This is a genomic window from Simplicispira psychrophila DSM 11588 (assembly GCF_000688255.1).
Lineage (GTDB): Bacteria > Pseudomonadota > Gammaproteobacteria > Burkholderiales > Burkholderiaceae_C > Simplicispira > Simplicispira psychrophila.
Genome location: NZ_JHYS01000008.1, coordinates 153,780 through 174,136 on the forward strand (window position 1 = coordinate 153,780; position 20,357 = coordinate 174,136).

General features: G+C 61.3%; 17 protein-coding genes. All 17 read right to left on the minus strand.

Annotation, left to right across the window (positions count from 1 at the left end):
• Positions 1 to 10: 10 nt before the first annotated feature.
• Positions 11 to 1,393: an IgGFc-binding protein gene (locus Q390_RS0110300; RefSeq protein WP_084153867.1), complete on the minus strand. Its 1,383-nt coding sequence runs from the start codon at positions 1,391 to 1,393 to the stop codon at positions 11 to 13.
• Between the two features lie 369 nt (positions 1,394 to 1,762).
• Positions 1,763 to 2,146: a monovalent cation/H(+) antiporter subunit G gene (mnhG, locus tag Q390_RS0110305; protein ID WP_027995984.1), complete on the minus strand. Its 384-nt coding sequence runs from the start codon at positions 2,144 to 2,146 to the stop codon at positions 1,763 to 1,765.
• Positions 2,143 to 2,421 (minus strand): K+/H+ antiporter subunit F, encoded by a 279-nt coding sequence (locus Q390_RS0110310; protein ID WP_027995985.1) that lies wholly within the window; start codon positions 2,419 to 2,421, stop codon positions 2,143 to 2,145. Before Q390_RS0110310 ends, mnhG begins: the two co-directional genes overlap by 4 nt.
• Positions 2,418 to 2,906 carry a Na+/H+ antiporter subunit E gene (locus tag Q390_RS0110315; protein ID WP_027995986.1) on the minus strand — a complete coding sequence of 163 codons (489 nt, stop codon included), beginning with the start codon at positions 2,904 to 2,906 and terminating at the stop codon, positions 2,418 to 2,420. The genes Q390_RS0110310 and Q390_RS0110315 overlap by 4 nt, the downstream gene beginning before the upstream one ends.
• Entirely contained in the window at positions 2,903 to 4,612 is a 1,710-nt protein-coding gene (locus tag Q390_RS0110320) for a monovalent cation/H+ antiporter subunit D (RefSeq protein ID WP_037472676.1), read from the minus strand. Before Q390_RS0110320 ends, Q390_RS0110315 begins: the two co-directional genes overlap by 4 nt.
• A complete protein-coding gene (locus Q390_RS0110325) occupies positions 4,609 to 4,974 on the minus strand; it encodes a Na+/H+ antiporter subunit C (RefSeq protein ID WP_027995988.1) in 366 nt (121 codons plus the stop codon). Before Q390_RS0110325 ends, Q390_RS0110320 begins: the two co-directional genes overlap by 4 nt.
• Positions 4,974 to 7,934, minus strand: a complete 2,961-nt coding sequence (locus Q390_RS0110330; RefSeq protein WP_027995989.1) for a monovalent cation/H+ antiporter subunit A — start codon at positions 7,932 to 7,934, stop codon at positions 4,974 to 4,976. Before Q390_RS0110330 ends, Q390_RS0110325 begins: the two co-directional genes overlap by 1 nt.
• 135 nt (positions 7,935 to 8,069) lie before the next feature.
• Complete coding sequence (locus Q390_RS0110335; RefSeq protein WP_027995990.1) at positions 8,070 to 8,480, minus strand: ComEA family DNA-binding protein; 411 nt, start codon at positions 8,478 to 8,480, stop codon at positions 8,070 to 8,072.
• A 97-nt stretch (positions 8,481 to 8,577) separates the two neighbouring features.
• Complete coding sequence (gene lapB, locus Q390_RS0110340) at positions 8,578 to 9,735, minus strand: lipopolysaccharide assembly protein LapB (RefSeq protein WP_027995991.1); 1,158 nt, start codon at positions 9,733 to 9,735, stop codon at positions 8,578 to 8,580.
• Positions 9,725 to 10,006: a LapA family protein gene (locus tag Q390_RS0110345; RefSeq protein WP_027995992.1), complete on the minus strand. Its 282-nt coding sequence runs from the start codon at positions 10,004 to 10,006 to the stop codon at positions 9,725 to 9,727. The genes lapB and Q390_RS0110345 overlap by 11 nt, the downstream gene beginning before the upstream one ends.
• A gap of 34 nt (positions 10,007 to 10,040) precedes the next feature.
• Positions 10,041 to 10,358: an integration host factor subunit beta gene (locus Q390_RS0110350; RefSeq protein ID WP_156949881.1), complete on the minus strand. Its 318-nt coding sequence runs from the start codon at positions 10,356 to 10,358 to the stop codon at positions 10,041 to 10,043.
• An 83-nt stretch (positions 10,359 to 10,441) separates the two neighbouring features.
• A complete protein-coding gene (gene rpsA / locus Q390_RS0110355) occupies positions 10,442 to 12,127 on the minus strand; it encodes a 30S ribosomal protein S1 (RefSeq protein WP_027995994.1) in 1,686 nt (561 codons plus the stop codon).
• Between the two features lie 176 nt (positions 12,128 to 12,303).
• The gene (locus tag Q390_RS0110360; protein WP_027995995.1) at positions 12,304 to 14,334 is read right to left on the minus strand and encodes a bifunctional 3-phosphoshikimate 1-carboxyvinyltransferase/cytidylate kinase; all 2,031 of its coding nucleotides are present in this window, start codon (positions 14,332 to 14,334) and stop codon (positions 12,304 to 12,306) included.
• The gene (locus Q390_RS0110365) at positions 14,335 to 15,219 is read right to left on the minus strand and encodes a prephenate dehydrogenase (protein ID WP_027995996.1); all 885 of its coding nucleotides are present in this window, start codon (positions 15,217 to 15,219) and stop codon (positions 14,335 to 14,337) included.
• Positions 15,220 to 15,240: 21 nt separating this feature from the next.
• Positions 15,241 to 16,341 carry a prephenate dehydratase gene (gene pheA, locus Q390_RS0110370; protein WP_027995997.1) on the minus strand — a complete coding sequence of 367 codons (1,101 nt, stop codon included), beginning with the start codon at positions 16,339 to 16,341 and terminating at the stop codon, positions 15,241 to 15,243.
• 23 nt (positions 16,342 to 16,364) lie between these two features.
• Positions 16,365 to 17,474, minus strand: a complete 1,110-nt coding sequence (gene serC, locus Q390_RS0110375) for a 3-phosphoserine/phosphohydroxythreonine transaminase (protein WP_027995998.1) — start codon at positions 17,472 to 17,474, stop codon at positions 16,365 to 16,367.
• 117 nt (positions 17,475 to 17,591) lie between these two features.
• Entirely contained in the window at positions 17,592 to 20,285 is a 2,694-nt protein-coding gene (gyrA, locus tag Q390_RS0110380; RefSeq protein WP_027995999.1) for a DNA gyrase subunit A, read from the minus strand.
• Positions 20,286 to 20,357: the final 72 nt, after the last annotated feature.

A 20,357-nucleotide genomic window follows, 5' to 3' on the forward strand; every position in this document is an offset into this window, starting at 1 on the left:
TGGAAGCCCTTCAAGCGCCTGGGCGGCGCCGGCGCGTCGCCACGACACCCAGCAGTCCCAGGCTCAATAGCGCTACGGTGGCAGGCTCGGGCACGTCGCTGGTCGGTGGTGGCACCGAAATACCCGGTGCAAACGTGGCGCCACCGAAGGTGAAATAGCTGTCCGCATTGGAGCCTCCGCCCAGCATGACCAGGAAAGGATGGGCCGCGCTCAAGTCAAACAACCCCAGGGGCAAGTCCACTGACCCGCGGCTATAGGCGGTGCCGGCAATCGGCGTGAAGCCAAGGGTGTTGGCGCTCACGCCATCAAGCATCAGCGATGCCAGATCGGCTGTGCCAATCACCAGCGAGGCATAGTTTTCAACAAATGCCTGAGAACCGCTGGGGGTGGCCAATCGGTAACTTTTCAGCCACGTGTCGGCTCCCGGCACCAGCGCCAGGGCCGGGTCGGTATTGGCACCTTCTCCTCCCTTAAGGTACTGCGCCACCATCACGGGCGCAGATGCATCCACCGTGCTTCCGCTGTTTTGACCCAGTGAAAACTCATAGACCTCGCCGGTATTCAGCGTGGCCACGACCGCGCCATTCACCTTGACTTCAGTGTTGTCTGCAGTGGCTATCACACGCACCAGATCACTCAGGGTGGAGGCCTTTGAAGCGCCCTCCGACGCGGTGAGCAAATAGGTTTTGGACAGTTTGTCGGTGGCAATCATTTGTTCAGTCAGCGTGTCGCAGTAGGCAGTGCCAATGGGCACCTGTGCGCATTCGTGTCCACCAAAAACCGCCACCGCTTGGCTGGCAGTCACGGTGGAGCCTGTCAGGTCGGTATTGCCACCGGCGTATTTGTAGGTTTCTCCGGCGTTGAGCGTGACGTTGATGGGCGCACCCCCTTTGGGGGTGAAAGTGACCGCTGTGCTGTCCGCAGTGGCGTGAACCATCACTTGGCTGCCTTCGCCAAAACCACCGCCCTGGCTTGCCACCACGTAATTCTTGCCCAGCGCAGTGGCGTCTTGGACATAGGTCATATCGGTGGAAAAACTGGCACGGTTAACGAAATAACCTGCCAGCGGGTTCGGCGAAACCACGCGAAAGCCGGTGTTGGTGGTACCGGTGCCGCTTTGCTGGTAAGCGTTGGGAATGGCCAGATTGAAAAATCCGTTGGCGCCCAGCGTGACGCTTTGGCTAAAGCCCGCCAGATTATCCACTGTCGCTGTTTGCCCGCTCGCGCCAAACAGGAAAATCGAGGCATCAGGCGGCACGGCATTTCTATTGAAATCAAAATATAAAACGCTGGCGTGAGCAGTGCCGGCCACCAAGCTTCCCAATGCAAGCCCCAGGGCAGCGAGGGACGGTTTGAGGTGTCGCGCTGTGGGGTTCCAGAAATATTTTTTCATGGTACGAGCTCCTTAAAAAGCGGGCGAAATGCCTGCTTAAAGCAGTTGAGCAAGAAACATTCCAGACCCCCCTTGGGAAAAAAAATGTTTTTAAATCAATGGTTTAAGTAGATTTTGCATCTTGCAAAATCACCGTTTCTGTGTTCCTTGTAAGAAAGGCCGACACGGATGCGTGGGGTGCTGCAGTGTCGCAGCCTGCCACTTGAAAGGGGACTGCTATCGAAGCGGAGTGGGTAGGGGGTACCGCCCCCACCAGACATTCAAAAACAATAGCTTATACCGCTTGTATTTATTAGATTTCAGACTGTTTTGAGGCTGAAATTCAATCAACACGAGCGCTGTATGCTCACTTTTTATTTTTAGTGCGGGTCAGCGGTTGGCTTTTTGCGTGCTGTCAGTGGGGGTGCTGAGACTGGGCGGGACGTTTTTACCCATCTGGCGGGCGCGGAACAGGCTGGCGCGCATCAGAAAGATGGTGGTGATGGGCACGGTGACGGCGATGAAGGCGGCGATCAGCAGCAGGTGCACGGCCAGCCCCTGGCCGCGAAACGAAAAATACAGCAATGCGCCATACATCACGCACCAGCAGCCCAGCGTGGCGATGATCGCCGGGGCGTGGATGCGCTCAAAAAAGTTGCGCAGGCGCAGCAGCCCAAACGAGCCGAGCAGCGCTATCAGTGCGCCGCTGAGTACCAGCACAGCTACGCTGATTTCGGCCCACAGTGGCAGCAGGGGCGGGAGATCGCCGGTCATTCGATGACCTCGCCGCGCAGTAAAAATTTGGCCATGGCGGTCGAACCGACAAAGCCGAGCACTGCGATCAGCAGCGCCGCTTCAAAGTAGTTGCTGCTGTCGTCCATCAGGGCCAGCACCAGCATCGCGAGCATGGCGTTCAGGTACATGCAGTCCAGCGCCAGCACGCGGTCTTGGGCGGCGGGGCCGATCAGCAGACGCATCAAGGCCAAGGCCATGGCCAGCAGCAGGATGAACAGGGCCAATGGCAAGGCCCAGGACAACACCGGCGTCATTCAAAAATCTCCATCAGCGGGCGCTCGTAGCGCTGTTTGATGTGCGCGGCCACCGCTGCGGCATCGTCCACTTCCAGGACATGCAGCAGCAACAGGCTGCGGTCGAGCGAGAGTTCCGCCCACACCGTGCCGGGCGTGATGCAAACAATGGTGGCCAGCACCGCCAGGGCGTTGGGGTCGCGCAGTTGCAAGGGCACATGGACAAAGTTGGCCGGGTGGCGCGGCGCGCCGGGCGTGAGCAGCAGGCGGATGACGCCGAGGTTGGACTGCACCGTGTCCGCCGCCACTGCCAGCATCAGCCGCAGGATGACACCGGGGCGGCGGATGCGCACCGGCAGCGGCCGCAGGCCAGCGGTGAGCAGCGGAATGGCGATGGCCAGGATCAGCGCCAGCAGCAGGTGGCCCAGGCTCAGGCTGTGGTTCAGCAGCAGCCACAGGCACAGCAGCGCCACCGACAGCAACGGGGTAGGGAGCAGGCGTTTCATGGCGTGTCTCCTGGGGCGGACGGGGCTGGGATCGGCGCCACCGGCTGGGCCGACAAGATGGCGCGCACGTAGGTGCCGGGTGCGTGCAGGGCGTTGGCCGTGGCCTGGGTGAAGCGCATGGCGGGGGCGGCGGCGAAGGTCAGGGCCATACAGGCGGCCAGCAGCGCGGCAATCGGCAGGCCTTCAATCATGCGCAGTTGCGGTGCGGGTCGGTCGTGCGCTGCCCAGAAATGGCGGATGCCGGCGCGCGAGAAAGCGATCAGTGCCAGCAGGCCCGAGGCAATCAGCAGTGCCATGAAGGTCCAGCCGACCCAGCCTGGCTGCAGCCCGGCAGAAGACCCCAGGCCGAGCGGGTTGAGCAGCGCCGTCAGGAGGGCGACCTTGCCGACAAAGCCGGACAACGGTGGCAGTCCGGCAATCAGCAGCGTACAGACCATGAAGGACAGGCCGACAAAGGCGGCGGCGGCCGGGATGGCGCGCCCGACTGGCGCTGCCTCGTCGGCATCCAGATTTCTGCTATCGGTGGGTACCAGTTCGGCGTTCAAAAATGGCGCGGCGTCGGCGCGTGGCTCGTAAGGGTCGGCGCTCTCGTCGCTGCTGCGCCAGCGGTCGATGACATCGCTGAGCAAAAACAGCGCGCACACCGCCAGTGTCGAGCTGGGCAGGTAGTACAGCAGGCCGGCGGTCAGACCGTTTTGGCCAAAGCCGATGGCGGCCAGCAGGGTGCCGGACGACACGATGGCCGCATAACCCGCCAAGTGTCCGAGCCGCTGTGAGCCGAGCATGCCGATAGCGCCAAAGGCCATCGTCACCATGCCGCCGCCGATCAGCCACAGGCCGCCAAACAGCGCCGAAGGGCCGGCCTCGCTGCCAAAGACCAGGGTCCATAGCCGCAAGATGGCGTAGATCCCGACCTTGGTCATGATGGCAAACAGCGCGCCCACCGGGGCGGTGGCGGCGCTGTAGGCCGGCACCAGCCAGAAATTCAGCGGCCAAACAGCGGCTTTGATCAAAAATGCCGTCGCCAAAATGCCAGCCGCTGCGTGTAGCAAGCCGCGGTCGGCTTCTTGCACATGGACCACGCTACGCGCCAAATCGGCCATATTCAGCGTGCCGGTCAGGCCATACAGCATCGAGACACCAATCAAAAACAGCGACGACGCGGCCAAATTAATCGCAATGAAGTGCAGTCCGGCCTGCACCCGTGCCCGCCCTGAGCCGTGCAACAGCAGGCCGTAAGAAGCGGCCAGCATGATTTCAAAAAACACGAACAGATTGAACAGGTCCGCGGTCAAAAAAGCGCCGCTCAGACCCATCAGCTGAAACTGGAACAGCGGGTGGTAATGCACCCCGGCGCGGTACCAGCGCGCTGAGCCGTACAGGGCAGCGGCCAGGCCGACGGCGCTGGTCAGCACCAGCATCAGCGCGGACAGCCGGTCAAGCGCCAGCGCAATGCCAAACGGCGCTGGCCAATTGCCGGGCAAGTAGACGCCCATGGTGGCTGGCTCGCCTTGCTGCTGCGCCCATACCAGCAGGGCGCTGGCTAGGGTCAGGCCGAGCAGGGTGGAGGCCAAATTGAGCACCAGCTTGGCGCGGTGCTGGTCTTCGCGCAGCAGCAGCATGATGGCGGCGGTCAACAGCGGCAGCATGATCGGTGCCAGCATCAGGTGTGGCATCCAAGCGGTGAGAAAAGTGTGGTCGCTCATACCAGGTCGCGTGGGTCTGGGGGCTCATGGCCATCGACGTGGTCGGTGCCCGACAGCCCGCGCGAGGCCAGCAGCACCACCAGAAACAGTGCCGTCATGGCAAAGCCAATCACGATGGCGGTCAGCACCAGCGCTTGCGGCATCGGGTCGGCGTAATGCACTAGATCTTGCACCACGCCGGCTTGCAGCACCGGCGCTTTGCCGGTCGCCAGCCCCAAGCGGCCCATGCTGAAGATGAACAGGTTGACGGCATACGACAGCAGCGCCAGTCCCATGATGATTTGAAAAGTGCGCGGGCGCAGCAGCAGCCACACGCCCGAGCCGGTCAACACGCCAATCGCCAGCGCCAGTACCAGTTCCATTACAGGCGTCCTTTTTCAGCGTGAACAGGAAGAATCGCGGAGGCGGCGACAGCGGCTTCTTCGGCCAAACGCGCATGAAAGCGGTGGCCGCGCACCGATTGGTGGGCGAGAGAGGTCAAGATCAGCAGCGTTGCGCCGACCACCAGCAGGTAGACACCCAGGTCAAAAAAAGTGGCGCTGGCAAAGTGGATTTCGCCAATCAACGGTAGCGTGACGTGCGCAGTGTGGGTGGTCATGAAAGGGTAACCGAAAGCCAGTGAACCAAAGCCAGTGAGCAGCGCGCACAGCATGCCGACGGCTATCCAACGCCGGGGGTTGAGGGGTAAATGCGCCTCCACCCACTGCGTGCCCGAAACGATGTATTGCAGCAGCAGCGCCACCGACAGCACCAGCCCCGCAACAAAACCGCCTCCTGGCTGGTTGTGGCCGCGCAGAAACAGATACACCGACAGCAGCACGGCAAACGGCAGCAGCAGCCGCACCAGCACGGCGGGCACCATCAGGTAGCCGATGGCGGTGTCCGCAGCTTGGCGTGGGGTGATCAGGTCGGTCACCAGGTCGGCTGGCAGGGCGCGCTGTTGCTCGGGCAAGTCCATGATTTCAGGCGCCGGGCGAAAGCGCCGCAGCAGCGCATACACCGTCAGCGCGACAACGCCAAGCACGACGATTTCGCCAAAGGTGTCAAAGCCGCGAAAGTCCACCAGCATCACGTTGACCACGTTGCTGCCACCGCCGCCGCTGAGGGCGTTTTCCAAGAAGAAGGTCGAAGTGCTGGCTGCAAAAGGCCGGCTGAGCATGGCAAACGACAGCAGTGCCATGCCACCGCCGGTGACCAGCGCCAGCAGCAAGTCGCGCAGGCGCCGCGCCTTGGTGCTGCGTTTTTGCACGGCAGCCCAACTGCTGCGCAAGTCTTCTTTGCGCTTGGGCAGCCAGCGCAGGCCGAGCAGAATCAACACGGTGGTGACGATCTCTACCACCAATTGTGTCAGTGCCAGGTCGGGTGCAGAGAACCACAAAAACGTTACGCAAGTCACCAGACCCGCGCCGCCCATCAGTGCCAGCGCAGCCAAACGGTGGTATTTGGCTTGCCAGGCCGCCGCCACGGCGCAGACCATGCCAATGCCCCACAACAGTACAAAGCCCCACGACATCGGCAATGCGGTGCGGTCGCCAATGTACAAGCCGCGCGCCCACAGCGGCATGGCGGCAGCGGCCACGCTGGCGCAGACCAGCCACAGCATTTGCCACTGCAAACGCTGTGTGCCCAGTAAGCGCCGACCATGGCGGCCCAGGTTGGAGAGGGCGGTCAGCGCCACTTCAAAAGCACGCTGGCCGCTGAAGTAACTCACCAGCGGTGCCATCTGTAGTTGGCCGCGGGTACGCTGCCAGCGCAGCAACAGGTACAAAGTAATGCCACCCAGCATGGCTGCCACGCTCATGGCGAACGGCAGATTGAAGCCATGCCACAGGGCCAAGCTGAACGTGGGCAACTCGCCGCCGACGACAGGACGTGCCGCTGCATTCAACGCCCCGCCTACGGCCCAGGCCGGAAAGATACCTACCACCAGGCACAGGAGTACCAGCAGCTCCACGGGTACGCGCATCCAGTGCGGTGGCTCGTGCGGTGCCAACGGCAGATCGGTGGCCGGTGGGCCCCAGAACACATCGAGCGTGAAGCGCAGCGAATAGGCCACGCTGAACATGCCAGCCACGGTGGCAACCAGCGGCAGGGCGATTTGTAGAAAATCATTGGCGTCCAGAAACACCGTTTCGGCAAAGAACATTTCTTTGGATAAAAAGCCGTTCAGCAACGGCACGCCGGCCATCGCCGCCGCCGCCACCATTGCCAGCGTGGCGGTGATCGGCATCATGTGGCGCAGCCCAGACAGGCGCCGAATGTCGCGCGTGCCGCTTTCGTGGTCAATGATGCCGACGGCCATGAACAGCGAGGCTTTGAAGGTGGCGTGGTTCATGATGTGAAACACGGCGGCGACGGCCGCCAGCCGACTGTTCAGGCCCAGCAGCAGCGTGATCAAGCCCAAGTGCGAAATGGTCGAATACGCCAGCAAGCCTTTCAGGTCATGCTGGAACATGGCGACATAACCGCCCAGCAGCAAGGTACAAGCCCCGGCGCCACCGACCAGCCAGAACCATTCTTCGGTGCCACTGAGCACCGGCCACAGACGGGCCAGTAAAAACACCCCGGCTTTGACCATGGTGGCCGAGTGCAGATAGGCTGACACTGGCGTCGGCGCGGCCATGGCGTGCGGTAGCCAAAAGTGAAACGGAAACTGCGCGCTTTTGGTCAGCGCGCCGAGCAAAATCAACACCAATGCCGGCAGGTACAGCGCGTGGGCGCGCACCTGCTCGCCGGCGGCCAGCAGGTGGTCCAAGTCATAGCTGCCGACGATGTGGCCGAGCATGAACATCCCCGCCAGCAGGCACAGCCCGCCACTGCCAGTCACCGTCAGCGCCATGCGCGCGCCGCGCCGCGCATCCTTGCGGTGGTGCCAGTAGCCAATCAGTAGGAACGAGAACAGACTGGTCAGCTCCCAAAAAAATGCCAGCTGCAACAGGTTGCCCGACAGCACCACGCCCATCATCGCGCCCATGAAGGCCAGAAAGAATGAGAAAAAACGCGGCACCGGATCGGCCGGCGACATGTAGTAGCGCGCATACAGCACCACCAACGCGCCAATGCCCAGCACCAGCATGCAAAACATCCAGGCGAACCCATCCATCCGCACGACGAGGTTCAGCCCCAGCGCCGGCAGCCAAGTCAGTTCTTGGCGCAGTACTCCGCCATCGGCAATCTGCGGAAACAGCAGCGCCACCTGCACCACACAGCCCAGCGCAATCAGCCCGGCCAGCGTGGACTCGGTATTGCGCGCATTCGACGGCAACACCGCAGCGACCAAGCTGCCTAGAAAGGGCAGGAGGATGAGGTAGATCAGGGGCATGAGTGGAGGATTTTACCGACAAGGCTGCAATTGCTATGAGAAACTGAGCTTATTGCGTAGTTCAGACGTGGCTTACAAGGGTTTTAGACGTAAAAAACCCGCCGTAGCGGGTATGTGCAGGAAGGCGGGAAGCGGTTATTTTTTCGCTGGACCTGCCGCCCCAGGGGCGGTCACAGCCGCTTCTTTCTCGCTTGCGGATTTTGCGGCGCTGGCGGCGGCTTTGCTGTCTGTGGTCAGCTTGCCCTTGGCTGTTTTGTCGCTGGCTTTGGCTGCTGGAGCGCCGCTGTAGGCGCTACCGTTGACAGTCAGGCCTTGTGCAGAAAACTTGGCAGCATTCTTCTCGCCCAATCCATTGACGCGGGCAATAAAGTCGTTCCAATCTTTGAAGTTACCTTTTTTGCGCTCGTTTAGCATCTTGCCCGAAATAGTCGGGCCAATACCCTTGATGCCATCGAGATCAGCCGCGCTGGCTTGGTTGACATCGACCGCTGCAAACGAGACAGCGGCATACAGCAAAGTGATCAACATCAGAAATTTCTTCAGCATGGAAAGGCTCCTGGATGGTTCATAGGCGGCGAAGATGCCGCAAAAACATCATAGGGGGTAGTGCCTTTTTTGCGTGCCTTGGAATATCAAGAGTTGCTTAAAGTTCCTCGACGCGGCGGGCGGGATAGCTGTCCCACGTTTGGCAGCCGGGGCATTGCCAAAAATGCTGGCGTGCTTCAAAGCCGCAGGCGGCGCAGCGGTAGCGCGTCAGTGGCGCGCTGGCACGGTCCAGGGCGCGTTGTACTTGCGGATGAAACTCCTCGTGCTCCAGCTTTTCGGTGGCCAGCCACTTGGCGGCTGCTACCAGCGACGGTTCGGTCTCCAGATGGCGCACGTACCATTCGCGTCCGGCGCCTGGTAGTGCGGTGCCTGCGGCCTCCAGCGCCACGATGCCTTCCAGCACGTCCAGCGAGGGTGAGGCGTGGTAGTGCTGTTGCAAGGCCTGCATCACCGGTGCCGTCTGGCCGGCGGCCTGCCCAGCTTGTACCAGCAGCGCCGTGGCCAGCGGCAGCGCCGTCGGGGTGGCGGCATTCATGGCCAGCAGCGTGGCCACAGCCGCGCCCGATTGGCCTTGTTGTTGCTGCAGTTTGGCCAGCTCGATGCGCGGCCGGGCGGCGTGGGGTGCCACTGCGGCGGCCTGTGCCAGGCGCGTTTCGGCGGTTATCAAGTCGCCCTGTGCGATCAGCGCCAGGGCCTGCTCACACAGGTAATGCGCTTGGCGCGTGCTGAAGTCGCCTTGCTGGGCGGCGTGCATTTTTTGCGTGATGGCAGCGGCGTTGGGCCAGTCCCGTGAGCGCTCGTAAATGGCCAGCAGTGCTAGCCGTGCCTGGGCTTCAAACGGCGTTGCTTCGAGGCGTGCCAGCGCCTCTTCTGCGCGGTCGAGCAAACCGGCTTTGAGAAAGTCCAGCGCCAGCGCGTGTTGCGCACGCTCCCGATCCACTTGGCCCAGGTCACCGCGCGAGAGCAGGTGCTCGTGTACACGCACGGCACGGTCGTATTCGCCACGTCGGCGAAACAGATTGCCCAGGGCAAAGTGCAGCTCCGAGGTGTCGGGGTCGCTTTGCACGGCTTCAATGAAGGCGTCAATGGCTTGGTCTTGTTGCTCGTTGAGCAAAAAATTCAGCCCCTTGAAATAGGCCTTGGGGACGCGGCGGTTTTCAAAACGTAGTTGGCGCAAGTCCAGACGCGACGCCAGCCAGCCGAGCAAAAAGGCCAGCGGCAGACCAAGCAAAATCCAGCTGAGATCAAATTCCATGGGGTGGCGCAACCTCAGCACCTGCTGGTGCGGCGGGGACGGGCGGGTGCGCAGACAGATGCGCGTTGCGATGACGCCACCAACGCGGCACCATGCCCAGCACGCCAATGGCCACGCCGCAGGCGAAGGCGCTGAGCACCACCAGCACCAGCGGCGCGCGCCACTGCGTGCCAAAGAAAAAGTGCACGGTGGCCTCTTGCTGGTTGTTCAGCGCAAAAGCAAACAGAGTAAAAAAAATGGCTGCTTTGAGCAGCCACAGGAGGTATTTCATGCGTCCCCTTGGTGATGGGGAGATTCTATCGAGGCTAGGTCGCCGGGTTTTCGAGAATTTGCAGTTCTGCCGTGCGCTTGTCCACGGCTTCGCGCAGGGCTTTGCCGGGTTTGAAATGGGGTACGCGCTTGGCTGGAATGGCGACGGCTGCGCCACTGCGCGGATTGCGACCCATGCGCGGGGCGCGGTGGTTGACGGAAAAGCTGCCAAAGCCGCGGATTTCAATGCGATTGCCGCGCACCAGTGCTTCACCGACGGCATCTAGCAGAGTTTTGACAGCGTACTCGGCGTCGCGGTGCGTGAGTTGGCTGAACCGGGCAGCCAATTCTTCGACAAGATCGGATCGGGTCATGGGCGTGTGTCTCATAAAAATGGCCGGGCGGGTGCTGTGCGCACCTGCCCGGCCAGGATCAAACGGTCAAGAGCCTACAGAGCTTACTTGTCCGAATTGTCCAGCTTGGCGCGCAGCAGGGCGCCCAGGCTGGTCGTGCCGGCGCTTTCGCGGCTGGACTGTTGGCTCAGGTTGGCCATGGCGCCTTGCTCGTCAGCCATGTCCTTTTGCTTGATCGACAACTGGATGTTGCGCGTCTTGCGGTCCACGTTAACCACCACAGCGGTGACTTCGTCGCCTTCTTTGAGTACGTTGCGGGCATCTTCGACGCGGTCGCGCGAGATTTCCGAAGCACGCAGGTAACCGAGGATGTCTTCACCCAGGTCGATTTCAGCGCCACGGGCGTCCACGGTCTTGACCTTGCCGGTCACGATCTGGCCCTTGTCGTTCAAGGTCACGAAGGTGGTGAACGGGTCGCCATCCAACTGCTTGATACCAAGTGAGATGCGTTCGCGGTCCACGTCCACGGCCAACACCAGAGCTTCGACTTCTTGGCCCTTCTTGTAGTTGCGCACGGCGGCTTCGCCGGTTTCGTTCCACGACAGGTCAGACAGGTGCACCAGACCGTCGATGCCGGCAGCCAAGCCCACGAACACGCCAAAGTCGGTGATCGACTTGATCGGGCCCTTGACGCGGTCGCCGCGCTTGGTGTTTTGCGCGAAGTCTTGCCAAGGATTGGCCTTGCACTGCTTCATGCCCAGGCTGATACGGCGCTTGTCTTCGTCGATTTCCAGAACCATGACTTCGACTTCGTCACCCAGCGTGACCAGCTTGGAAGGAGCGATGTTCTTGTTGGTCCAGTCCATCTCGGAGACGTGCACCAGGCCTTCAATGCCGGGCTCCAGCTCAACAAACGCGCCGTAGTCGGCAATGTTGGTGATCTTGCCGAACAGGCGGGTGCTTTGTGGGTAGCGGCGCGAAACGCCCATCCATGGGTCGTCACCCATTTGCTTGAGACCCAGCGAGACACGGTTCTTTTCGGTGTCGAACTTGAGGATCTTGGCCATGATTTCTTGACCAGCGGTGACCACCTCGGAAGGGTGGCGAACGCGGCGCCATGCCATGTCGGTGATGTGCAGCAGGCCGTCGATACCGCCCAGGTCCACAAATGCACCGTATTCGGTGATGTTCTTGACCACGCCTTGAACGATGGAGCCTTCTTTCAGGGTTTCCATCAGCTTGGCGCGCTCTTCGCCCATCGAGGCTTCAACCACTGCGCGGCGGCTCAGCACCACGTTGTTGCGCTTGCGATCGAGCTTGATGACCTTGAATTCCATTGTCTTGTTTTCGTACGGCGTCAGATCTTTGATCGGACGGGTATCGATCAGCGAGCCGGGCAAGAAGGCACGGATGCCGTTGACCAGAACGGTCAGGCCGCCCTTGACCTTGCCGCTGGTGGTGCCGGTGACGAATTCGCCGGATTCCAGGGCTTTTTCCAGGCTCATCCACGAAGCCAAACGCTTGGCGGTGTCGCGCGACAGGATGGTGTCGCCGTAGCCGTTTTCAATCGAGCCGATGGCCACGGAGACGAAATCGCCTACCTGGACTTCGACTTCGCCCTTGTCGTTCTTGAATTCTTCCAGCGGTACGTAGGCTTCAGACTTGAGGCCAGCGTTCACGACGACGAAGTTGTGCTCGACGCGCACCACTTCAGCAGTGATGACTTCGCCAGGGCGCATTTCGGTGCGTTGCAAGGATTCTTCAAAAAGGGCGGCAAAAGATTCAGACATGTATTTCCTTACCACTCACAGGTTTACGGCGGCGCGATTGCCGCTGTTTCAAAGACTGCCAGTGGTTGGCTGTGTGGCGGATGCCACGGGTTACGTTAAAAAAGAACCATATTGCCTAGCGCTGCTGTGCAACGCAGGCGGTATGGGCCTGGGTGGGTCTGGAGAGACCCGGTCAGTCAGCCTGGCACGCGGGGCGTGAAGGGCTGGCGCTGTTGCCACAGGTGCAACACTTGGCTGACGGACTGTTCGATCGTCAGTGCAGAGTTGTCCAGGGCAACAGCGTCTTGTGCTGGCATCAAGGGTGCAGTGCTGCGGGACATATCCCGGGCATCGCGCGCCTCTAAGTCGGCAAGAAGGTCGGCTATTTTAGCGGATAAGCCTTTGGCTATCAACTGTTTGTAGCGGCGCTCAGCGCGGCAGGCAGCGCTGGCGGTGAGGTAGAGCTTGAGCGGCGCCTGCGGAAAGATGACCGTACCCATATCGCGCCCATCGGCTACCAGACCGGGCAGGCGTTGAAAGCTGTGTTGCAGCGCCACCAGCGCCGTGCGCACAGAGGCCAAAGCGGATACGCGCGAGGCGTTCATGCCGGCTTCTTCGGTGCGAATAACGTCAGTGATGTCTTCGCCTGCCAGCAGTACGCGCTCGCCCTCAAAACGCACCTCCAGTTGCTCGGCCAAACCGGCGATAGCGCTTTCGTGCGCCGTGTCCAGCTCTAGTCCAGCGCGCAGGGCTGCCAGCGCGGTGATGCGGTAGAGCGAGCCGGAGTCGAGAAACACATAGCCCAACTGCTGCGCCACCGCAGCGGCCAGAGTGCCTTTCCCGGACGCGCTCGGGCCATCCATGCAGATCACCGGGATGTGTTCAGGCGCTGTCTGCACGACCGAGAACAGCGCTTCAAAGTAATCCGGGAAGGTCTTGGCGACGCATTGCGGGTCTTCGATGCGCACTGGCAGGCCGGCCGGATTGAAGGCGGCCAGCGAAAAGCACATGGCGACGCGGTGGTCGTCATAGGTGTGGATGCTGGCGGCGCGCCAGTCGGCAGGCGTGGCGGGCGGAGTGATGCGGATGAAGTCGGCACCTTCTTCGATGTGGGAGCCGAGCTTGCGCAGTTCGGTGGCCATGGCGGCGATGCGGTCGGTTTCTTTGACGCGCCAGCTGGCAATGTTGCGCAGCGTGGTGGTGCCGTTGGCATACAGCGCCATCACCGCCAGCGTCATGGCGGCATCGGGGATGTGGTTGCAGTCCAGGTCGATGGCCTGCAGTGGCCAGCGGCCACGCTGGATTTGCAGCCAATTAGGGCCGCCGGTGATGTCGGCACCCATGGCGCGGGCGGCTTCGACAAAGCGGATGTCGCCCTGGATGGAGTCCAGTCCCACCCCCAGTATTTTTATGCCATTTTGGCCTGTGGCGCTTGCTGTGATTGCGCCTAAAGCTATGAAATAACTAGCGGAAGAGGCGTCGGATTCGATATGGATATCACCCGGTGACTGGTATTGGCTGCCAGCGGGAATGGTGAAGCGTTGCCAGTGGTCATTGGCTACGGCGATGCCAAAGCGTGCCAGTAAATCCAGGGTGATGGCGATGTAGGGCTTGGAGATCAGCTCGCCGACCACCTCGATATCTACATCCTGCTGCGCCGCCGCCAAGGGCAGGGCCATCAGCAGGGCGGTCAAAAACTGGCTGGAGACGTCGCCGCGCACGCGAATCGGCGCGTCCAGCGACAGTGTTGGCACACCGTCCGCTTGGGCAATGCGCAGGGGGGGGTAGCCGTCGTTGCCCAAGTAGTCGATGTGACAACCCAGCTGGCGCAGCGCATCAACCAGATCGCCAATCGGCCGTTCGTGCATTCGGGCAATGCCGCTCAGGGTGTACTCGCCACCCAGCAAGGCCAGCGCAGCGGTCAGCGGGCGCATGGCAGTGCCGGCGTTGCCTAGAAAAATGGGGGCACAAGTGGCGGGTGGGCGGCCACCCAGGCCGGTGATGCGGGCTTGGCTGCCGTCTTCTTCCACCGTGCAGCCGAGTTGGTGCAGGGCGTCCAACATGACGCGGGTGTCGTCGCTGGCCAGCAGATCGTGCACCGTGGTGGTGCCGCTGCTCAGTGCCGCGAGCAGCAATACGCGGTTGGAGATGCTTTTGGAGCCGGGTAAATGCACGCTGCCAGCGGCAGTTTGCAAGGGAGGAAGGTCAAGAAAGGGAGTGCTGAACATTTAGCGGTGCGAACTGGATTTTTGTGTGCCCATGCGCCAGTGGGCGCGGGTTTCGCTGGCCAGCGTGATCATGTCTTCAATCGACTGGGCGCTGTCGCTGCGCATGGCGTTTTCAAATTGCTTGAGCGCCTGCTGGAACAGTTGCGTTTGCGTGAGCAACTCTTCACGGTTGGCCAGCAAAATATCGCGCCAGACTTTCGGGTCGCTGGCGGCAATGCGCGTGAAGTCGCGAAACCCGGGGCCGCCCAGCGCCAAAAAATCTTCGGCTTGCGGCTGGCCCGAGATGCTGTTCATCAGCGAGAAAGCCAGCAAATGCGGCAGGTGACTGACGGCGGCAAAAGCGGCGTCGTGCGATTCGGGCGACATGCTGGTGACGCGGCAACCCAGGGCGGTCCACAGGTCTTGCGCTTTTTGTAGTTGCACCGTGAGGGTGCGTTCGGTGGGCGTGAGGATGACTTGGCGGCCGTCGTACAAGGTGGCGTCGGCGTGCTCGACCCCCGAGACTTCGCGGCCGGTGATGGGGTGGGCTGGCACGAACGAGCCGACCTTATCGCCCAGGGCACGGCGCGCTGCCTGCACCACATCCACCTTGGTCGAGCCGACGTCCATGACCAGTATTTTGGGCGTGACCAAGTGCTTGATGGCCTTGAGCGCTGACTCGGTGGCTGACACCGGAACGGCGATCAGGACGATATCGGCGCCGGCCACGGCCAGCAGTGCCGAGGGTGCTTCGATGTCGATCACGCCGAGCTGGCGTGCGCGGTCGGTGGTCGAAGGGGATTTGCTGTAGCCGACCACGCGCTTGACCAAGCCGGCGCGTTTGAGCGCAAGGGCAAACGAGCCCCCCATCAGGCCGCAGCCGATCAGACCCAATTGTTCAAACATGCGGAGCCCTTAGAACGTGTTTCATGCCGTCACCGGGTAGGTGCCCAGCACCTTGTAGAACGCGCACAGGCTGCGCAGTTCGGCCAGCGCTGCGCTGATGTGGGGCTGGTTGGGGTGGCCCTGGATATCGATATAAAAATAGTATTCCCACTGACCAGTGCGTGCTGGGCGCGACTCAAAGCGCGTCATCGAGACGCCGTGCTTCTTCAACGGCACCAGCAAATCGTGGACGGCGCCGGGCTCGTTGGGCACCGAGACAATCAGGCTGGTGCAGTCGTGCGCCGAAGGCGGCGGTGTGTCCAGCGTGTGCGGCAGGCAGATGACGGCAAAGCGCGTGCGGTTGTAGGCCTCATCCTGAATGGCGTGAGCGACGATGTGCAGACCAAATTGTGTCGCTGCGCGTTCGCTGGCCAGCGCTGCCCAAGCGGGGTTGGTCGCCGCCAGGCGCGCGCCTTCGGCGTTGCTGGACACCGGTTTGCGCTCGGCGTGGGGCAGGTGTTTGGACAGCCAGGCCTGGCACTGTGCCAGCGCCTGCGGGTGTGCCAACACGGCTTCAATGCCGTCCAACGAATTGCTTTGGCGCAACAGGTTGTGCCGCACCAGCAGACTGACTTCGCCGACGACATGGGTGGGGGTGTGCAAAAACAGGTCGAGTGAGCGCGTCACCACGCCTTCAACGGAGTTTTCCACGCCGACGACGCCAAACTGCGCGCTGCCCGAGGCAGTGGCGTGGAACACTTCATCGAAATTGGCGCAATAGACGATGTCGGCAGCGCCGCCAAAGTATTCAATTGCCGCCTGCTCGCAAAACGTGCCGGCGGGGCCGAGGACGGCGACGCGCTGGGGCGATTCGAGCGCCAGGCAGGCCGACATGATTTCACGCCAGATGGCGGAGACATGCGGGTTTTTCAGCGGGCCGGGGTTGGCGCGCTGGATTTTTTCAATCACTTGCGCCACACGGTCGGGGCGAAAGAAGGGCGTGCCTTCGCGTTTTTTGACTTCACCGACGCGCTCGGCCACCAGGGCGCGCTGGTTCAGCAGGGTCAGCAGTTGCTGGTCGATGTTGTCGATCTGTACGCGCAGGCTGGCCAGATCGGGGGAGGCGTTGGGTGTCGTCGTCATCGGGTCGCTAGGTTGGGTATGTCTCAGGCGTGCTGCTGTGCAAATTCCTGCATGTAGGCGACCAGCGCCTGCACGCCCGCCAACGGCATGGCGTTGTAGAGGCTGGCGCGCATTCCGCCGACCGATTTGTGGCCTTTGAGCTGCAACAGGCCACGCGCTTTGGCGCCGGCCAAGAAGGCGTCGTTGCGGGTTTCGTCGCACAGAAAAAACGGAATATTCATCCGTGAGCGGCAATTGACGGCTACTTTGTTGGCGTAGAACGGCGACTGGTCGATGGCGTTGTAAAGCAGTTCGGCCTTGGCGATGTTGCGCAGCTCCATGGCGGCGACACCGCTGGCGTCGCCTTCGCGCTGGCGCTTGAGCCACTGGAAGGTCAGACCCGCGATGTAGATGCCCCACGTCGGCGGCGTGTTGTACATCGACTGGTGCTCGGCGACGATTTTGTAATCGAAGGCGCTGGGGCAGATGGCCAGTGCGTGGCCGAGCAGGTCTTCGCGCACGATGACGATGGTCAGGCCGGCGGGGCCGATGTTCTTTTGCGCGCCGCCAAAGGCTAAGCCCACGCGCGACCAATCGACTGGGCGCGAAGCGACGTGCGAGGAAAAATCAATCACCAGCGGTGCATCGCAGCCCAGGGCTTTCAGGTCGGGCAACTCGTGGAATTCGACGCCGTGGATGGTCTCGTTGCTGCAAATATGCAGATAACTGGCCCCCCGGCTGGGCTGCCAGCGGGCGGGATCGGGCAGGGTGGTGAAGTGGCTGGCTTCGCCGGAGGCAATCAGGTTGACTTCGGCGGCGTATTTGCGTGCTTCTTTGTACGACTTCTGGCTCCAGCTGCCGGTGACGACAAAATCTACTGTGGCCGCACGTGACAGGTTCATCGGCACGATGGCGTTTTCAGCCAGGCCGCCACCTTGCATAAACAAAATTTTGAACTGCTCGGGCACTGCCAGCAGTTCGCGCAGGTCGGCTTCGGCTTGCTCGCAAATCGAGACAAATTCTTTGCCCCGGTGGCTCATTTCCATCACGCCCATGCCACAGCCGTGCCAGTCGAGCATCTCAGCCGCAGCTTGCTCCAGAACTTCGACGGGAATGGCCGCCGGGCCGGCAGAGAAGTTGTAAGGGCGTTGCATCGTATTTATGGTGAAAAGTGCTTCAAGCGCTTATGGAATAAGCGGTGTCAGCTATAAATTTGATAGTTATGACTCGCCCTGTGAGGAGCGGGCCGTGCGGGCAGAGCGTCGGTTGTTTCAGGCGTCTGGCGTTTCGGGGGTATCAGCAGTGGCCGCTGCGTCTGTGTCTGCGGGAAGATTGACGCTGTCCTTGACATCTTCTGCAGACGCATCCGATTCAGTGATGTTGGCGTCGTTTTCCACGATGCGTTGCAGGCCGCTGAGTTTGGCACCCTCATCGAGAGCGATCAGCGTCACGCCCTGGGTGGCACGGCCGAGTTCGCGGATTTCGCTGACGCGGGTGCGCACCAGTACGCCACGGTCAGTGATGAGCATGATTTCATCGTCGGCGTGGACCAGCGTGGCAGCCACCACTTTGCCATTGCGCTCGGTTTGCTGGATGGCGATCATGCCCTTGGTACCCCGCCCATGGCGCGTGTATTCGGCAATGCCGGTACGCTTGCCATAGCCGTTTTCGGTGGCGGTGAGCACACTTTGGGTTTCGTCTTCCGCCACCAGCATGGCGATCACGCTCTGGCTGTCTTCCAGATTCATGCCGCGCACACCCCGGGCGTTGCGACCCATGGCGCGCACGTCGTTTTCGTCAAAACGCACGGCCTTGCCGCCATCGCTGAACAGCATCACATCGTGTGCGCCATCGGTCAGCGCCGCGCCAATCAGGTAGTCGCCTTCGTCCAGGCTGACGGCAATGATGCCGCCCTTGCGCGGGTTGGAGAAATCGTCCAGTGGCGTCTTTTTCACGGTGCCCATGCTGGTGGCCATGAAGACATAGTGGTCCGATGGGAAGGTGCGCATCTCGCCGGTGAGCGGCAGCACGACGTTGATTTTTTCGCCTTCTTGCAGCGGGAACATGTTGACGATGGGACGCCCGCGCGAGCCGCGCGAGCCGGCTGGCACTTCCCAAACCTTGAGCCAGTACAGCCGGCCGCGATTGGAGAAGCACAGAATGTAGTCGTGTGTGTTGGCAATAAACAGCTGGTCGATCCAGTCGTCTTCTTTGGTCGCCGTGGCCTGTTTGCCGCGTCCGCCGCGCTTTTGCGCGCGGTATTCGGACAGCGGCTGGCTCTTGATGTAACCGGTGTGGCTGAGCGTGACCACCATGTCGGTGGGTGTGATCAGGTCTTCAGTAGACAGGTCTTGTGCGCTGTATTCGACCAAGCTACGGCGGGCGCCGAGCTTGCTGTGGCCAAACTCGGTTTTGATGGTGGTGAGCTCGGTACCAATGATGGTTGAGACGCGCTCGGGTGTGGCTAGGATGTCAAGCAAATCCTCGATGACCGACATTACCTCCTTGTATTCGGCAACGATCTTGTCCTGCTCCAGGCCCGTAAGGCGCTGCAGGCGCATCTGCAAAATTTCTTGTGCCTGGATATCAGACAGGCGGTACAGGCCGTCCTGCCCCATGCCGAATTCGCGCTCCAGCCCTTCAGGACGGTAGTCGTCGGCACGGATGCTGTCGCCATCGGTGCGCGTGCGGGTCAGCATCTCGCGCACCAGCTGGCTGTCCCAGGTACGTGCCATCAGTTCGCTCTTGGCTACCGGCGGCGTCGGCGCATTGCGGATGATGGCAATAAAGTTATCGATATTGGCCAGTGCCACCGCCAGACCTTCAAGCACATGGCCGCGGTCGCGTGCCTTGCGCAGCTCAAACACCGTGCGGCGCGTGACCACTTCGCGGCGGTGCTGCAAAAAGACACTGATCAGCGTTTTCAGGTCGCACAAACGTGGCTGGCCGTCGATCAGCGCCACCATGTTCATGCCAAAGGTGTCCTGCAGTTGCGTCTGCTTGTACAGGTTGTTCAGCACCACTTCGGGCACTTCGCCGCGCTTGAGCTCGATCACCAAGCGCATACCGGACTTGTCTGATTCGTCCTGGATATGGCTGATGCCTTCGAGTTTTTTCTCGTGCACCAACTCGGCAATGCGCTCCTGCAGTGTCTTTTTGTTGACCTGATACGGCAGCTCGTCCACGATGATGGCCTGGCGCTGACCGCGGTCGATGTCCTCGAAATGGCATTTGGCGCGCATGATGACGCGGCCGCGCCCGGTGCGGTAGCCGTCTTTCACGCCCGTAATGCCATAGATGATGCCGGCGGTGGGGAAGTCAGGCGCCGGGATGATCTCCATCAGTTCGTCGATGGTCACTTCGGGGTGCGCCAGCATATGCAGGCAGGCATCCACCACTTCATTGAGGTTGTGTGGTGGAATATTGGTCGCCATACCCACGGCGATGCCAGACGAGCCATTGACCAGCAAGTTGGGCAGCTTGCTGGGCAGCACCAGGGGTTCTTTTTCGCTGCCGTCGTAGTTGGGGCCGAAATCGACGGTTTCCTTGTCGATATCGCCGAGCATTTCGTGGGCAATTTTTGCCAAGCGAATTTCGGTATAGCGCATGGCAGCGGCGTTGTCACCGTCCACTGAGCCGAAGTTCCCCTGGCCATCCACCAGCATGTGGCGCAGTGAAAAATCCTGTGCCATACGCACGATCGTGTCGTAGACCGCGCTATCGCCGTGCGGATGGTATTTACCAATCACGTCACCGACGATACGCGCAGATTTTTTGTACGGTCGATTCCAGTCGTTGCTGAGCTCATGCATGGCAAACAGCACCCGCCGGTGCACGGGTTTCAGGCCATCGCGTGCATCCGGCAACGCCCGGCCTACGATGACGCTCATGGCGTAATCAAGGTAGCTGCGGCGCATCTCTTCTTCAAGACTGATGGGCAGGGTTTCTTTGGCAAACTGGGTCATGTCAATGGCGGGTGCAGCAAGGGAGGTTCATTTTAGGCCCAAGCGCTTGTAGCGACTGCGCAACACATCGGG

Excerpts from the sequence above, each read along its gene's own strand:
- Q390_RS0110350 (WP_156949881.1), bottom strand. The coding sequence starts at position 10,358 with ATGACCCGATCCGATCTTGTCGAAGAATTGGCTGCCCGGTTCAGCCAA.
- Q390_RS0110330 (WP_027995989.1), bottom strand. The coding sequence starts at position 7,934 with ATGCCCCTGATCTACCTCATCCTCCTGCCCTTTCTAGGCAGCTTGGTC.
- serC (WP_027995998.1), bottom strand. The coding sequence starts at position 17,474 with ATGCAACGCCCTTACAACTTCTCTGCCGGCCCGGCGGCCATTCCCGTC.
- Q390_RS0110335 (WP_027995990.1), bottom strand. The coding sequence starts at position 8,480 with ATGCTGAAGAAATTTCTGATGTTGATCACTTTGCTGTATGCCGCTGTC.
- lapB (WP_027995991.1), bottom strand. The coding sequence starts at position 9,735 with ATGGAATTTGATCTCAGCTGGATTTTGCTTGGTCTGCCGCTGGCCTTT.
- Q390_RS0110365 (WP_027995996.1), bottom strand. The coding sequence starts at position 15,219 with ATGTTTGAACAATTGGGTCTGATCGGCTGCGGCCTGATGGGGGGCTCG.
- Q390_RS0110345 (WP_027995992.1), bottom strand. The coding sequence starts at position 10,006 with ATGAAATACCTCCTGTGGCTGCTCAAAGCAGCCATTTTTTTTACTCTG.
- pheA (WP_027995997.1), bottom strand. The coding sequence starts at position 16,341 with ATGACGACGACACCCAACGCCTCCCCCGATCTGGCCAGCCTGCGCGTA.
- Q390_RS0110320 (WP_037472676.1), bottom strand. The coding sequence starts at position 4,612 with ATGAGCGACCACACTTTTCTCACCGCTTGGATGCCACACCTGATGCTG.
- Q390_RS0110325 (WP_027995988.1), bottom strand. The coding sequence starts at position 4,974 with ATGGAACTGGTACTGGCGCTGGCGATTGGCGTGTTGACCGGCTCGGGC.
- Q390_RS0110315 (WP_027995986.1), bottom strand. The coding sequence starts at position 2,906 with ATGAAACGCCTGCTCCCTACCCCGTTGCTGTCGGTGGCGCTGCTGTGC.
- Q390_RS0110310 (WP_027995985.1), bottom strand. The coding sequence starts at position 2,421 with ATGACGCCGGTGTTGTCCTGGGCCTTGCCATTGGCCCTGTTCATCCTG.
- Q390_RS0110300 (WP_084153867.1), bottom strand. The coding sequence starts at position 1,393 with ATGAAAAAATATTTCTGGAACCCCACAGCGCGACACCTCAAACCGTCC.
- rpsA (WP_027995994.1), bottom strand. The coding sequence starts at position 12,127 with ATGTCTGAATCTTTTGCCGCCCTTTTTGAAGAATCCTTGCAACGCACC.
- Q390_RS0110360 (WP_027995995.1), bottom strand. The coding sequence starts at position 14,334 with ATGTTCAGCACTCCCTTTCTTGACCTTCCTCCCTTGCAAACTGCCGCT.
- gyrA (WP_027995999.1), bottom strand. The coding sequence starts at position 20,285 with ATGACCCAGTTTGCCAAAGAAACCCTGCCCATCAGTCTTGAAGAAGAG.
- mnhG (WP_027995984.1), bottom strand. The coding sequence starts at position 2,146 with ATGACCGGCGATCTCCCGCCCCTGCTGCCACTGTGGGCCGAAATCAGC.